Consider the following 14327-nt stretch of genomic DNA (forward strand, 5'->3'; position numbering starts at 1 on the left):
GTGCGATTGCCTGGCCGCGATATCTGGAAACGGGTGGGTTTTCAACTGCCCGGCACATCCTGACAAGACCCTGTCAGGACACCAGAGGTCCGATCGTTCAGCCCCTTGCAAGATCACAAAGAGTTGTTACCTTCCGCCCATCGCGTCCACCCCGATTTTCCTGCCTGGTGGCGCGGATTTCTGAGAGGTCTTTTTCATGCAACCCGGTTTGTTAAAAACCGCGATGGTTCTGGGTCTTTTGTCGGTCTCAGGCTCTTTCGCGATTGATATGTTCCTACCGGCAATGCCGATTATCGCCGCGGATCTGTCGGCCAGCGCGGCAGCAACCCAGTACACGGTCACAGTCTACATGCTGGCCTTCGGCGTTGCCCAGATGATCTATGGCCCGTGGGCGGACCAGTCTGGCCGCAAGGTCCCCCTGATCACCGGCGTGGTCCTGTTCATTGCCGGCGCTGTTGGATCGGCACTGGCAACGTCGGTCGAGGCGCTGGTCGCTGCGCGTTTCGTTATGGGTTTTGGCGGCGCGGCCGCCATGGTGGTACCCCGCGCCATCATCCGCGACGGGTTTACCGGCGACGCGGCAACGCGCCTGATGGCGTTGATCATGCTGATCGTGGCGATCTCGCCCATGCTGGCACCACTGGCCGGAACTGGTGTGATTGCGCTTGCCGGATGGCGCGCCATCTTTTGGGTTATCTGTGCAACTTCGGCCTTTTCGCTTGCCGTTTTCGTATTCTCGATGCCCGAAACGTTGAAACCCGAACACGTGGTGCGCGTGAACCTGCGATCCATGGGCCAGGGAATGAAACGCCTGTTCACTGACGCCGGCTTCATGGGGCTGACAATGGTAAACGGGTTCGGCATGGCCAGCTTCTTTGTCTTCTTGGGTTCAGCCTCGTTTGTCTACACCGGCCAATATGGCCTGACGACGACACAGTTCTCGTTAGCATTTGCCGTCAACGCAATCGGGTTTTTTGCTGCGTCTCAGGCCGCCGGGCCACTGGGCGCGCGGTTCGGGCTGAATCGCATGGTGCTTTGGGGCGTCGTTGGGTTTGCCGTGGCTGCCGCCGTGTTGCTGACAATTACGCTGACCGTTCACCTAAGCCTTTTTGCGCTGATCGGCCTGTTGATCCTGGGAAATGCGTTCCTTGGCCTGGTGATCCCAACCTCGTTGGTACTGGCGTTGGAAGAGCATGGAGAGATCGCCGGGCTGGCCTCGTCGCTGGGCGGGTCGCTGCAGTTACTGACCGGTGGGGTGATGATGGCCATTGGCAGCCTGTTCTTTGACGGGAGTGCCACGCCGATGGTTATCATGATTGCGATCAGCGCTGGTTTGGCACTGATTTGTGCGCTTGCCACGGTCCGGCCCGGCCGTGTTGCCGCGAACTCGGCTTAGCTTGCCAAGGGGCGCTGCGTGACTTCGGTCAGCGCAGCGTCCAGCACCTCCAGCCCCGCACCGGAGGCCGTGGCGCCCTGCGACAGCACGCGCCGCCAATGCCGCGCCCCGGGGCGGCCGGCAAACAGGCCCAGCATGTGCCGAGTCACCTGATGCAACCGCCCGCCTTCGGCCAGATGGGCCGCGATATAGGGCCGCATTTCGTTCACCACCTGCTCGGGTGTTTTGACAATGCCGCCGCCATAGATGGTGGCATCCGCGGCCAGCAAAATGTCAGACGGCGTGTGATAGGCCGCGCGCCCGATCATCACCCCGTCCAATCCCGCATCAAGAAACGCCTGCGCCTGTTCCAGGCTTGTGATCCCCCCATTGACAGAGATGTGCAGCCGTGGAAACGCTGCCTTCATCGCATGGACCAGATCATAGTCCAGCGGCGGAATATCGCGGTTCTCCTTGGGGCTCAGTCCCTGCAGCCATGCTTTGCGCGCGTGAATCGTCACGCGAGACACCCCGGCCGCCGAAACCTTATCCAGAAACTCCGGCAATATGGCAGCGGGATCCTGATCATCCACGCCAATGCGGCACTTCACGGTGACCTCCACCGCACAGGCTTCGATCATCGCCGCCACGCAATCGGCCACCAAGTCGGGCGTTTTCATCAGCACCGCGCCAAACGCACCCGACTGCACCCGGTCAGACGGGCAGCCAACGTTCAGGTTGACCTCGTCATAGCCAGTATCGGCGCAAATCCGGGCCGCCTCGGCCAATTCAGCCGGGTCCGAGCCGCCCAGTTGAACCGCGACAGGATGCTCGACCGCATCAAAGCGCAGCAAATGTGTTGCTCCACCGCGCACCAAGGCAGGTGCCGTCACCATTTCGGTAAACAGCAGCGTTTTCGCCGACATCAGTCGGTGCAGATACCGACAATGCCGGTCTGTCCACTCCATCATAGGGGCAACAGACAAGCGTGCGGTGGATTTCAGGTGTTCAGCGTCCATCAGGGCCGCTTTTTCCTCCGCGCATCGCGATAGATCAAGTGGGAATGTGCCTCTGCGTTACGGCAGCATTCACACAAACCTGTGTCGCGCGGCCAATTGTTGCAAAGCAAATGCGCGGATTGACCGCCAATTTTGCCCCATCTGTTGGCTGGGCTGCATTTCCTGCTTCTGGCAGGTCCACGCCTATTTCAGCGGTGTAACGATCGCTTTGATCAAGGTCTCGCGGTCTTCGGCGAGCCGACCAAAGCGCGCAGGCAATTCGGAAAGCGCAATGGTTTCGGAGCACAGCGCCGCGCTGTCAATCTGACCTTCCCGCATGGCAGTCATGACACGATCAAAATCGGCCTTCAACGCGTTGCGACTGCCGATAATCTGCGTTTCGCGTTTGTGAAAATCTGCGTCGTTGAACCGGATGTCATCCTTGACCACGCTGACCAGTACATAGCGGCTGCCATGGGCAAGCAGGTCGAACCCTGCCTCGATGGCCTTTGCGTTGCCGGTGGCGTCAAAGACCACATCGAAACCATCCTGCAGATCTCCGGTCAGAACCGGGTCACCGACAAGATGAAGGTTGTCGAAACCAAACTTCCTCTGCGCCATTTCAAGCCGTGTTGGCGACATGTCCAGCAGGTGCACCTGCGCACCGGATAGCCGGGCAAACAACGCCGTGCCCAAACCAATGGGGCCGGCGCCGGTGATCAGCACCCGGTCCGCCGTGGTCAGGTCGGCCCGCGCGACCGCGTGGGCACCGATGGCAAGGAATTCAACCATGGCTGCCTGAACCTCGGTCAAGCCTACGGCAGGGTAGAGATTCTGGGCGGGCACCGCGATCCGCGCGCACATGCCGCCATCAGTATGCACCCCAAGAACAGCAATGTTGGTGCAGCAATTGGGTTTTCCGCGCAGGCAGGCCCGGCAGGTACCGCAAGATATGTAGGGGTTGATTACAACCAACTGCCCCGCGCCAAAACCGGCCGCGGCTTGAACCACGCGACCGCTGCACTCATGCCCAATCACGCGGGGGTATTCGAGGAACGGGTGCTTGCCTTGGTAGATGTGGTAATCGGTGCCACAAATCCCAACCGCCGCGATGTCCACCAGAACATGCGCATCAGGCGCGGCAACGGGCAAAGGTTTGGGCGTCAGCTCAAATTGCCCCGGTGCAACACAGGTGCCGCACAGCATTTCTTCTGTGGGTATTCCACTGTCTTTCACAGCGCCACCTCAAGGTTGCGGGGCGTCCAGTCGTCCGGCAACGCACCCTTGATGATCAGGCTGAGCACGTCGTCTTTTGTTACCTCGTCAATCCGGTGCGATCCCACATTGACCCCCTTATTCATCACCATCACACGATCACAAAGCGCGAACACATCATGCATATCATGGCTGACCAGAAAAATCCCGATGCCTTCTGCGCTGAGCCGTTTGATCAAATCCGCTACCATCGCTGTTTCCGAAGGGCCCAGCGCGGCGGTTGGCTCGTCCATGATCAGGATTTTCACATCGAAGTAGATGGCGCGGGCAATGGCGATCACCTGCCTTTGGCCGCCCGAAAGGCTGGACACCGCGTCACCAAGGTTATGGAAATTAGGGTTCAGACGCCGCAGCACTTTGCGTGCCTCATCCAACATCCGTTTTTCGTCGAGGTTGCCGAAGCGCGTCTTTAACTCGCGCCCCAAAAACAGGTTGGCAGGTGCATCCAGATGATCCGCCAAGGCAAGGGTCTGATAAATGGTCTCGATCCCCAACTTGCGGGCGTCATGAGGGGAGCTGATCGTCACAGGACGACCATTCACCTTGATCATCCCGCCATTTGGGATCATTGCGCCGGAAAGAATGCGCATCAGGCAAGATTTGCCTGCACCGTTGTGGCCCAGTACCCCCACGACTTCGCCCGGATTCAGGTCCAATGAAACACCGTTTACGGCACGCACGCCGCCAAAGTGCTTTTCGATGTCGGTCATCTCGACAAGCGGTGTGGGATGGGTCGGGGACGAAGTCATATCCGCGCTTTCATGTTGGAATTTGCTTGTCGGGCCGGCGCAAACCGCGCGCCGGCCCCAACGTTTTAATACAGAACGTTTTGCGCAACCGGTGTATCGATGTTCTCTTTCGTCACCAGAACCACGCCGGTATCGATGAAGCCATCGACGGCGTTGCCCGAAATCACATCAAGAACCGCTTTCACGCCCAGTTCGCCCATCTGGAACGACCCCTGTACAGCGGTGGCGTTCAGTGTGCCGTCCTTGACGAAGTCTTGCAGATCGCCGTTTCCGTCAAAGCCAAAGGCGGCAATCTGGCCAGCCTTACCCGACTGCACCAGCGCACGTCCCATACCAACCGCGGTTGGCTCGTTCGCGCCGAAGATCCCCTTCAGGTCCGCGTTTGCGGCCAGAATGTCGGTGGTCTGATTCAACGCGGTTGCCATCTGCGACTGCGAGTAGAACGGGCCGACAATGTCCAGTTTCGAGTTGGCGCCAAGATAGTCCACAAAACAGCCTACCCGGCCAATTTCCGAACCTACACCGGCCACGTAAGACATCACGGCCACTTTGCCTTCGGTGCCCACCGCGTCGATCATCGACTGGGCCACCAATTCGCCCGCCGCACAATTGTCGGTGGACAGAAAGGCCTGATAGGTGCCCTTGGCATCCTCACCCAGGCCCGAGTCGATGATGGCGACAGGAATACCCGACTCGAAAGCACGCTGTACGGCTGGCGTCAGGGCGTCAGGGTCTGACGGCGCCAGAACAATACCCGCCACGCCACGGTTGATGGCATTGTCGACCATGTTGACCTGATCGGCGATGGCGCTTTCCGCGGCCGGACCGTCAAAGGTCATGGTATGCTCGGACTGACCAGCGATGGCCGCCGAAGCGCCCTTATTCACGTTCTGCCAAAAGTTCGAGTTGGTGGTTTTCACGATTACGGCGATTTCACCCGCCATTGCGCTGCCCGCTGGCAAAGTCAGGGTCAGGGCCGTGGCGGCAAGCAATTTGGTTACTTTGGTTGTCATAGCTTTCTTTCTCCTCCTGTTGGAAAGCGTTGGGTCGTTAACGTTTGGAGCGCAGTTGATCGACGTAGACCGCCAGGATCACGACTGCTCCGATGATGATTTGCTGGATGAAGGACGATACGCCGGCCATGTTCAGCCCGTTGCGCAGGATGCCGATGATGAAGGCGCCAATCATCGTACCCGAGATCGTGCCCACCCCACCCATCAGCGACGCACCGCCAATCACGGCGGCCGCGATGGCGTCAAGCTCGGCCATTACGCCCTCGTTCGGCTGTGCAGTGATCAGACGCGACATCAGGACGATGCCCGCAAGACCCGCCAACGCGCCAGACATGGCGTAGGCCATGATTTTGGTGCGGTCGACGACAACACCTGAAAGGCGCGCGGCTTCTTCGTTCGACCCAGTCGCGTAGATATGCCGCCCCAGCGCCCGGCGACGCAGCAGATAGGCCGCAGCTATCGCCACCACGATCAGCAGGATCGCCGGGTACGGGATGCCGGGAAAAATGACCTTGGGAAAGCCGTTCTCTTGCATTTCGACCATGCGGAACAGCGATCCGTTACCCAAAACGCCGAACGCTTTGCCCAACTGCGAGATCGGAGCAGCGCCGGTTAACTGCAGAGCCAGCCCACGCGCCATCAACATCATGCCCAGCGTGGCCACAAACGGCGTGATCCGCATCTTGGTGATGATCAAACCGTTCACCACACCGCAAGCCGCCCCGACCAGAATGCCAAGAAACATGCCCGGCACCACCGGCACCCCCGCTTTTACTGCCAGCCCGGTCACCGTGCCCGACAGGGCTAGAACCGAACCCACGGACAGATCGATCCCGCCGGTGATGATCACCATGGTCAGACCGATCCCCAGCAATCCGATCACCGAGGTCTGCAGCAAAATGGTCAGACCGTTATTGACTGAAAAGAACGCATCGTTGCCAAAGGCGAAGACAAAAACCAGGATCAGCATTGTCAGCAGCGCCGACAACTTGTGAAAGGCCTCGTTGGACAAGCCGGCACCGGCACCAGCCTTCCTGAGCCTTTGCACGAGTTCTACCATGTTGATCCCCTCCCGAATCCGGTACGTAATTAATAAAAACATTTATCGGCAGCGCTTGAGTTCTGTCAACGGTATTTTATAATTTAAGACTTAATGGGGATATTCAGGAAGGAGACGCAGCGATGGCCCGGACAGATGAACGCCTGAAAAGCGTTTACAATCAGCTTCTTGACCGGTGCTCCACCCTGGGCCCCGAGGCACATTTGCCCTCCGAATTGGCCCTGGCCACCGAGATGCAGGTCAGCCGAACTGTGGTTCGTTCCGCCCTTCGCAAGCTGGATGAGAACAGTATCATCCAATGGAACGGCCGAAACAAGACTGTGCTGCGCGTACCGGATTCCGGTGATTGGCTAGACGTCGCTTCGGCCCCGCCGACCTTGGACCAATTGGAAAGCAACTTCTTCGACTGGGTCCTGCGCTTTGACGTCCCGGCCGGCACGCCGCTGAACGTTACCAAGCTGGCCCGGGATTTCGAGGCCCCTTCTCATTCTCTGCAGGAACTGCTTGCCGCGCTCAGCCGGTTTGGTCTGGTCAAACGTCGTGCGCGTGGCGGGTGGGAACTGGTGGGGTTCACCGAGGAATTTGCGCTGGAACTTTCCGACTTCCGGCTGGTTCTGGAACTGAACGCACTGAAGCAATTGTTCAACCTGCCCCAAGATCACCCGATTTGGCAAAACATGCAGGATCTAAAGGCGCAGCACCTGGCATTGGCCGAGGAAATCGAGGAAAAATATCACGACTTTTCACGCCTTGACGAAGCGTTCCATGACGCCATCAGCGGCGTCGTAAAAAATCGGTTCGTGATCGAATTTCAGCGCGTGATTTCTTTGATTTTTCACTATCACTATCAATGGAGAAAAGAGACCGAAAAGGATCGCAACCGCGCAGCCATTTCTGAACATCTGGCGATCATAGACGCGATCCTTGCGCGTGACGAAGACGCGGCCATATCCGCAGCCGAAGAGCATTTGGCCACCGCCAAGAAAACCTTGTTGGAGTCCATGCGCAGTCACGAGTTTGTCTGAGACCGCTCAGCGCAACAGCACATCCGCTTCCGGTGGCCATGGCGCGTCCAGAGCGGCCAGATTGCGTAACAATGATGTCGACTTTGAGGTACCCAGCAGCACAGACACCACCGCCGAATGGCGCCGAGCAAACTGCAACGCCGCGGTGGCCAAGGGAACTCCGAACTCGTCAGCCCGCGCCTGCAATGTGCCCACCTTTTGCAAGATTTCCGGCGAGGCCGGTGCATAATCATAGCTTGCCCCGTCAACAGGCCCGGTCGCCAGAATACCCGAATTGAATATGCCACCCAGTACCAAGCTGGTACCTTGCACCTTGCACAGCGGAACCAGTTCTTCTTCGGCAGATCGGTCCAACAAAGTCAGCCGACCGGCCAACAAGATCACATCCAGAGGGGTCTGTTTCAGGATGTCTATGCAGACTTCATTCTCGTTTACACCCAGCCCAAAGGCCCCTATGCGCCCTTGCCGTTTAAGTCGCTCTAATCGGTCCAGCCCGTCGCGCATCAAATCGCGGTAATGGCCCTCGTTTTCAAAGCCGTGCGTGTACGTTCCGATGTCATGGACGTAGACGATGTCCAAATAATCCGTGCCCAATCGCGTGCAACTGCCATCGATCGCCGCTTCGATTCCATCACCGGAGTAATCATGGGATACGTCGTTGGGCAGCGGGTTCACGAACCCTTCGGCCTCGGCCAGTTGTCTGCCAGGTGACAGCAACCGCCCAACCTTGGTTGAAATGACGTAGCTGCTGCGATCACGGCCCTTCAGAAACGCGGCAAGACGTTGCTCGGCTAATCCCCGACCGTATCGCGGCGCGACGTCGAAATAGCGGATGCCATTGTCCCATGCTGTTCCCAGAACGGTGTCGGCTTCGGCATCGGAAATTGCATGATATAGGTTCCCAATCCCCGAACACCCAAACGAGACATCCGTCACATAAACGTCTGTCGCGGCAATACGATTGCGTTGCATGACTATGCTTGGGCCTTCACGATGGCGCGCAACCGCGGCATCGGCTCGTTCGCACCCAACCCGTTTGCCCAATCGCAAAACGCCTCGACCCGGCGTTGCAGTTTTTCGGTGTGGTTTTGGGCGATATCGTCCAACTTGTGATCCAGAAACGGATTGGCGAAACGATCCAGCACATCCTGGACGTATGCACGCGCTTCGTTCCCCTGCCCTGCGCTGACAAAGGCGGGAATAACCTCTTGATCGTAAAGAGACTCCAGATCCGCCCGGATCGCGGCGTCATCCATCAAGTCCCGAACAAACACGGCCCCGGATTTGCCACGCGACAACCAGCCCGCGACCAAATAGGTATGACCAAGGTTCAACAGGAACAGTTTGCGCGTTTCAATCGGTTCAAGGGCGGGTACAACCTGCATATCGGGATGTTTGCAGGGCAAAACCAAACCCGGACAATCTTCGATTGCCCACAAAGCATAAGGTTCTGCCACGGCGCCCGCTGGGTCAATGGGTTCCGAAACAATCCGATCCACCAGCGAATTGACAAAGGTCACGTTGCTGTCGATCCACGCGTCAAACTCGTTGGACAACGGTGCTGCGATCTCGCGCACCAGCCCACGCAACACGTCTCCGTTTCTTGTCACCAATTCTGCCGGCATCACCTGAATGGGGTTGCCGCCCGCCCGAAAGCGCGCAAAAAGCAGATGGGTCAGCTTGGCAGGAAACGACATCGCCTGATCAAAGACGGGCCCATTGTCCGCCGATGTTGGGCGAAACCCCGCGTCCGAAGTGTTGGACAGGATGATTTGCGCTTCTTCCACCATAATACGTTGCACTTCATTCAAGTCGGTCCGCGTGGACAAGGCGCGGGCAACGCTGCGCACGTTCCGCTCTTCATCGATCAACGTGCCGCTTTGAACACCCCGGATTCGCACCGGAAACCCGCCTTGCGCCGCCAGGGCCCGAACCCTGTGCGCCCGGTCTGCCGAACCACTGGTTTGTACCACTGTTATCGGTCCTAACGCCTGACCACGATCCATTGCCTCGGACACAAATAAATCTGCATGCGCCTGCAGGAATCGGCTGGTTCCGAATTGAAGAATCGGGGTCGTCGGCATGGGGTTCTCCTCTCTCAAGGAGTTTTTTATGATTAAAAACATATTGTCAACAGCAATCTTGCCCCTGTTTGCCAGCGAGCGCTTGCCAGAAGCAAACGCAACTGGCACATGACGGGCATGGCCAAGAATTCAACTCTCCCTGGCTCTTCGACCCCGCGAAAGCTGGTGGACGGCAGCCTGATCTTCCTGATCGCGTTGGGGGTGGCAGGTGCAATCGGGGTTTGGTTTTTGAAAGGCCCGGACGTCTTCTGGCAGATCCTCGGACATGAGGTGGTCTTTGCTGCGGCCTTGATGCCAAAAATTGTCGCCGGTGTGCTGATCGCCTCGGCGCTGCCCTTCCTGATTTCTCGTGACAGGATCACCGCAGCAATCGGCCCTGAAAGCGGCTGGCGCGGCCTTGCCATTGCTGCAGCGGCCGGTGCGATCATTCCCGGCGGCCCTTCGGTGACTTATCCCCTGGCCCTTGGCCTGATGGCGGCGGGGGCAGATCTTGGCGCTGGTATCGCGATTGTATCGGGTTGGGTGTTGCTGGGTCTTAACCGCACGCTCATTTGGGAGCTCTCTTTTTTGCCAGCCGACATCGTTGCCCTGCGCTTTGTGCTTTGCCTGCCATTCCCGATATTGCTGGGACTTGCCACGCGCAAATTGTGGAAGGACTTCGCCCCGTGAATATCCTGATCGGGACCATCCTTTTGGCCATCGGTGCGGCGACCATGCTGCGCCACCTGTCGCGAACGCAGCCGGACGCGTTGCCTGACATTTTCACCCGCACCAAGCAAACAACTACGTTCATGGTCCCGCGCATCTTTGCGGGGCTCATCGGTGCCGGGTTTTTGGCCGCGCTGCTGCCCGTAGACCAGGTTGAGCGTTTCTTTGGTGAAAGCGCCGGGGTAACGGGTGTCCTCTTTGCCACCTTGTTGGGTGCGCTGACCCCGGGCGGACCGTTCGTCGCCTTTGCCATAGGAGCCTCGGCTTTGAAAGCCGGTGCTGCGTTGGCCCCGCTGATGGCCTATGTCACCGCATGGTGTATTTTCAATTTCAACCGTGCGCTGGCCTACGAGATGTCGTTTATGGGGCGCAGGTTCACCGCGATCCGCCACATCGTATCGTTGCCGGTTCCCATCATTCTGGGTTGCTTGCTGTTGGTGATCTGACCCGCTAGACCTTGGCGCAGATGTTCACGCGGAGGAGCCCCATGACATTTGACCGTTCCATCAAGATCGCCCCATCGATCCTGGCCGCCGATTTCGCCAGTTTCGGCGCCGAGATCCGCGCCATCGAGGCCGAGGGCGCCGATTGGGTTCATATCGACGTGATGGATGGCCATTTCGTGCCGAACCTGACCTTTGGACCGCCCGCGGTCAAAGCCTTTCGCCCGCACGTAAAAACGGTCATGGATGTGCATCTGATGATCACCCCGGTGGACCCGTTCATCGATGCCTATGCCGAAGCGGGCGCCGATATCTTGACCGCGCATGTCGAGGCCGGCCCCCATATCCACCGCACGCTGCAGGCCATTCGCGCCGCCGGCATGAAGGCCGGCGTGGCGCTGAACCCCGCCACCCCCGCCGAGGCGGTGCAACACGTGCTGGACCTGACCGACCTTGTGTGCGTGATGACCGTGAACCCCGGTTTCGGCGGACAGAAATTCATCGACATGACCACCAAGATCGCCGCGTTGCGCGCGATGATCGGCGACCGGCCCATCCATATCGAGATCGACGGCGGTGTTGACCCAACCACCGCCCCTATGGTCGCCGGGGCCGGGGCGGATGTTCTGGTGGCCGGCTCGGCCGTCTTCCGCGGTGGCAGCGCGGACAATACCGCCCCCTATGGCGACAATATCCGCGCGATCCGCGCCGCCGCAGAAGGAGCATAACCATGGCCGTCACCCCACCCGTCTGCGACTTTGACTGGCCGGCGCCCGAATTCTCGTTGCCTGCCACCGACGGCAAGACCTATCGGTTGGCCGATCTGGCCGGGCCCAATGGCACGCTGATCATGTTCATTTGCAACCACTGCCCCTATGTGCTGTCGGTGCTCGACCGTATCTTGCGTGACGCAAGCGACATGCAGGCCCTGGGGGTTGGTGTTGCCGCCATCTGTTCGAACGACGCCCAAAGCTATCCGGCGGATAGCTTTGAGAACATGGTGAAAATGGCCGAAACCAAAGGCTTCACCTTCCCGTATCTGCACGACGAAAGCCAATCCGTCGCACGCGCCTTTGACGCCGCGTGCACACCCGATTTCTTTGGGTTCAATGCCGAACTTGGCCTGCAATATCGCGGGCGGCTGGACGCATCGCGGCGCGAGGCCGGGCCGGAAGACCTGCGACGTGACCTGTACGAGGCCATGAAGCAGATCGCCCAGACCGGCAGCGGGCCGCAAGATCAGATCCCGTCGATGGGGTGTTCGATCAAGTGGAAACCATGACCCCCGTTATTTTCGACCTGGACGGCACGCTGATCGACAGCGCGCCGGATATCGCCGCCGCCGCAAACGCGATGCTGGCCGAGCAGGGCAAGGCAGCGCTGGACCTGGCCACCGTGACGTCGTTTGTCGGCAACGGCGTCTCTAAACTGGTCGAGCGGGTGATCGGCGCCACCGGCCTGGACATGGCCGATCACGCCGCGCTGACTGCGGATGTGGCGCGCCATATGCACCGGGGCGACGCGGCGCTCAGCCGTCCCTACCCCGGTGTTCTGACCGCGTTGCGCGCCTTGCAGGCCCAGGGCACCCCTATGGCCATCTGCACCAACAAACCGCACGGCCCCGCCCGCGCCATTCTGCAGCATCTTGAACTGGACGGGTTCTTTGCCGCGGTGATCGGCGGTGACAGCCTGCCAACGCGCAAACCCGACCCCGCGATGCTGCGCGCCGCGATGGATGGGCTTGGCGCTGATGCCTGCGCCTATGTTGGTGACAGCGAAGTTGATGCCGAAACCGCGCAAAACGCAGCGCAGCCATTCTTTCTGTTCACCGAAGGGTATCGCAAAACCCCGGTGGCCCAGATCCCCCATACCGTGGCTTTCGGCGATTTCGCCCAACTGCCACACTTGCTCACGCAGAACTGACCAGGCGGGCTTGCGCAGCGGGGCATTTGCGCTAGGGTCAGCGCAACGCCCCAGTTTGAAAGTTTGCCGCCATGGATATCCGCGTCATCACGCCCGAGTTTTCCGCCGCCCCGCAGATCGAGGCGACCGACCTACCTGCTATTGCCGATGCTGGCTACAAAACACTGATTTGCAATCGCCCAGACGGCGAAGCGCCAGATCAGACCGGCAGCGACGAAATGGCTGCCGCAGCCAAAGCCGCCGGGCTGACCTTTCACCTGGTGCCCTTTGCTGGCATGATTTCACCTGAAACTCAGGCCGCATTTGACGCGGTGATGGACAGCGCAGAAGGTCCGGTTCTGGCCTATTGCCGGTCGGGCACCCGATCGACCACCATTTGGGCATTGTCCATGGCACGGTCCACGGAATCCGACGCATTGATTTCGGCCGCAGCGGGCGGCGGCTACGACCTTGCCCCCATGAAACCCATGATGGACGCGCGGCGCGGTTAAGCCACCCGGCGCCCCTGAACCCAGGTTTCGCGTACCATTGGGGTGCCATCCACGCGGCGCAGACGCACCAGATCGGCGCGGGCGCCAATCGCGATCCGCCCCCGGTCTGACAGGCCGGTGGCGTCAGCCGGTGCCTTGGTCACGGTGGCAATCCCGCGCGCCATGTCGTCCCACAGATCGCCCAGCATCACCGCCGCCATAATCAGCGCCGAAGGCACGTAATCCGACGACAGGATGTCCAGCAGCCCCTTTTCGGCAAGTTCGTGGGCGGCGACATTGCCCGAATGGCTTCCGCCCCGGATCAGGTTGGGCGCCCCCATCATCACTGCAATTCCGTGGTTGTGGCAAGCCAGCGCGGCCTCGACCGTGGTGGGAAACTCGGCCAGCTTCACGCCATACCCCGCCGAGGTTTCGACATGCGCCCGCGTGGTGTCGTCGTGGCTGGCCAGATAGGCGCCATAACGCGCGGCCTCGGCCACTGCGGCGGCCTCGTGCTGATCCCCCAGCCGGTCGCGCATGTCTTTCAGATTGGCGACATGGTCGGCGAACTCATCTTCGGTCAGGTTGTTCTTGCCCATTACGTAGGATTTCAACTTGCTGATATCGCGGAACTGCCGCTGGCCGGGCGTGTGGTCCATCAGGCTGACGATCCCTACGCGGTCATCGGGGCCGAACTCGGCCATCTCCTCGACCAGCGTTTCCGAGCAGACCTCGGCCCGCAGATGCAGGAAATGGCTGATCCGCAGCGCTTCACGCTCGCGCAGGTCCAGCAACTCGCGGCTAAGACCCCGCGCATACTTCAGATAGCGCCCCTTGCCTGTGGGAATGGAGCCAACGCGCATCGCGTCAAACACCGTGGTGATCCCGACGCTGGCCAGTTCCGCGTCATGGGCAAGGATCGCGCTGGCATGGGGCCAGTCCACTTTGGGACGCGGTTGAATATGCCGCTCCAGGTTATCGGTGTGCAGTTCGATCAGGCCGGGCATCAGCAGGTCGCCCTCGCAATCCTGCGCCCCATCAGCCACCTGTTCACCCGTGTCGATCGCCGTGATACGGCCATCCTCAACCACCAGAGCGCCGCGCAGGGTTTCGGTGGGCAAAACGATCTGGGCATTGGCAAAAATCTGGGCGGTCATGCGGATCTCCGTCTAAGGAAAGGATATACGCGGCTGTCACGCAGTTG

16 protein-coding genes are annotated in these 14327 nt (G+C 59.8%); 8 read left to right on the top strand and 8 right to left on the bottom strand.

Features of this window, described 5'->3' with window-relative positions:
* Positions 1 to 196 precede the first annotated feature (196 nt).
* Positions 197 to 1396, top strand: coding sequence for a multidrug effflux MFS transporter (locus ACMU_RS11405; protein ID WP_035259540.1), 1200 nt, complete (start codon positions 197 to 199; stop codon positions 1394 to 1396).
* Here ACMU_RS11405 and dusA read toward each other — a convergent pair.
* The 5 genes from dusA to ACMU_RS11430 all read right to left on the bottom strand — a co-directional run bounded on the left by dusA (position 1393) and on the right by ACMU_RS11430 (position 6470).
* Positions 1393 to 2394, bottom strand: coding sequence for a tRNA dihydrouridine(20/20a) synthase DusA (gene dusA / locus ACMU_RS11410; RefSeq protein WP_035259541.1), 1002 nt, complete (start codon positions 2392 to 2394; stop codon positions 1393 to 1395). The two genes, ACMU_RS11405 and dusA, sit on opposite strands and share 4 nt — an antisense overlap.
* Positions 2395 to 2577: 183 nt before the next feature.
* Positions 2578 to 3609, bottom strand: a complete 1032-nt coding sequence (locus ACMU_RS11415) for a zinc-binding alcohol dehydrogenase family protein (protein ID WP_236626242.1) — start codon at positions 3607 to 3609, stop codon at positions 2578 to 2580.
* Positions 3606 to 4397, bottom strand: coding sequence for an ATP-binding cassette domain-containing protein (locus ACMU_RS11420; RefSeq protein WP_035259544.1), 792 nt, complete (start codon positions 4395 to 4397; stop codon positions 3606 to 3608). The genes ACMU_RS11415 and ACMU_RS11420 overlap by 4 nt, the downstream gene beginning before the upstream one ends.
* Positions 4398 to 4462: 65 nt before the next feature.
* Positions 4463 to 5410 (bottom strand): ABC transporter substrate-binding protein, encoded by a 948-nt coding sequence (locus ACMU_RS11425; protein WP_035259545.1) that lies wholly within the window; start codon positions 5408 to 5410, stop codon positions 4463 to 4465.
* Between the two features lie 37 nt (positions 5411 to 5447).
* Positions 5448 to 6470 (bottom strand): ABC transporter permease, encoded by a 1023-nt coding sequence (locus ACMU_RS11430; RefSeq protein WP_035259546.1) that lies wholly within the window; start codon positions 6468 to 6470, stop codon positions 5448 to 5450.
* A gap of 122 nt (positions 6471 to 6592) precedes the next feature.
* On the opposite strand from ACMU_RS11430, the gene ACMU_RS11435 reads away from it, so the two are divergent.
* Complete coding sequence (locus ACMU_RS11435; protein ID WP_035259548.1) at positions 6593 to 7495, top strand: GntR family transcriptional regulator; 903 nt, start codon at positions 6593 to 6595, stop codon at positions 7493 to 7495.
* 6 nt (positions 7496 to 7501) lie between these two features.
* Here the strand turns inward: ACMU_RS11435 and ACMU_RS11440 are convergent, their stop codons facing one another.
* Together ACMU_RS11440 and ACMU_RS11445 are read right to left on the bottom strand one after the other, a co-directional pair.
* On the bottom strand, positions 7502 to 8467 hold the full coding sequence (locus ACMU_RS11440) for an aldo/keto reductase (protein ID WP_035259550.1): 966 nt from the start codon (positions 8465 to 8467) through the stop codon (positions 7502 to 7504).
* Positions 8468 to 8469: 2 nt separating this feature from the next.
* Positions 8470 to 9579, bottom strand: coding sequence for a mannitol dehydrogenase family protein (locus ACMU_RS11445; RefSeq protein WP_035259551.1), 1110 nt, complete (start codon positions 9577 to 9579; stop codon positions 8470 to 8472).
* Positions 9580 to 9696: 117 nt separating this feature from the next.
* On the opposite strand from ACMU_RS11445, the gene ACMU_RS11450 reads away from it, so the two are divergent.
* From ACMU_RS11450 to ACMU_RS11475, 6 genes are all read left to right on the top strand, one after another.
* The gene (locus ACMU_RS11450; RefSeq protein ID WP_152544593.1) at positions 9697 to 10248 is read left to right on the top strand and encodes a permease; all 552 of its coding nucleotides are present in this window, start codon (positions 9697 to 9699) and stop codon (positions 10246 to 10248) included.
* On the top strand, positions 10245 to 10733 hold the full coding sequence (locus ACMU_RS11455) for a hypothetical protein (protein WP_081805503.1): 489 nt from the start codon (positions 10245 to 10247) through the stop codon (positions 10731 to 10733). Before ACMU_RS11450 ends, ACMU_RS11455 begins: the two co-directional genes overlap by 4 nt.
* A gap of 41 nt (positions 10734 to 10774) precedes the next feature.
* Positions 10775 to 11458, top strand: coding sequence for a ribulose-phosphate 3-epimerase (gene rpe / locus ACMU_RS11460; RefSeq protein WP_035259553.1), 684 nt, complete (start codon positions 10775 to 10777; stop codon positions 11456 to 11458).
* A gap of 2 nt (positions 11459 to 11460) precedes the next feature.
* Positions 11461 to 12012, top strand: coding sequence for a thioredoxin family protein (locus ACMU_RS11465; protein WP_035259554.1), 552 nt, complete (start codon positions 11461 to 11463; stop codon positions 12010 to 12012).
* Positions 12009 to 12653, top strand: coding sequence for a phosphoglycolate phosphatase (gene gph, locus ACMU_RS11470; protein WP_035259555.1), 645 nt, complete (start codon positions 12009 to 12011; stop codon positions 12651 to 12653). Before ACMU_RS11465 ends, gph begins: the two co-directional genes overlap by 4 nt.
* Positions 12654 to 12724: 71 nt before the next feature.
* The gene (locus ACMU_RS11475; protein ID WP_035259557.1) at positions 12725 to 13144 is read left to right on the top strand and encodes a TIGR01244 family sulfur transferase; all 420 of its coding nucleotides are present in this window, start codon (positions 12725 to 12727) and stop codon (positions 13142 to 13144) included.
* Here the strand turns inward: ACMU_RS11475 and ACMU_RS11480 are convergent.
* Positions 13141 to 14280, bottom strand: a complete 1140-nt coding sequence (locus ACMU_RS11480; protein ID WP_035259559.1) for an alpha-D-ribose 1-methylphosphonate 5-triphosphate diphosphatase — start codon at positions 14278 to 14280, stop codon at positions 13141 to 13143. The two genes, ACMU_RS11475 and ACMU_RS11480, sit on opposite strands and share 4 nt — an antisense overlap.
* Between the last annotated feature and the right edge of the window lie 47 nt (positions 14281 to 14327).

It is taken from the genome of Actibacterium mucosum KCTC 23349 (assembly GCF_000647975.1).
GTDB lineage: Bacteria > Pseudomonadota > Alphaproteobacteria > Rhodobacterales > Rhodobacteraceae > Actibacterium > Actibacterium mucosum.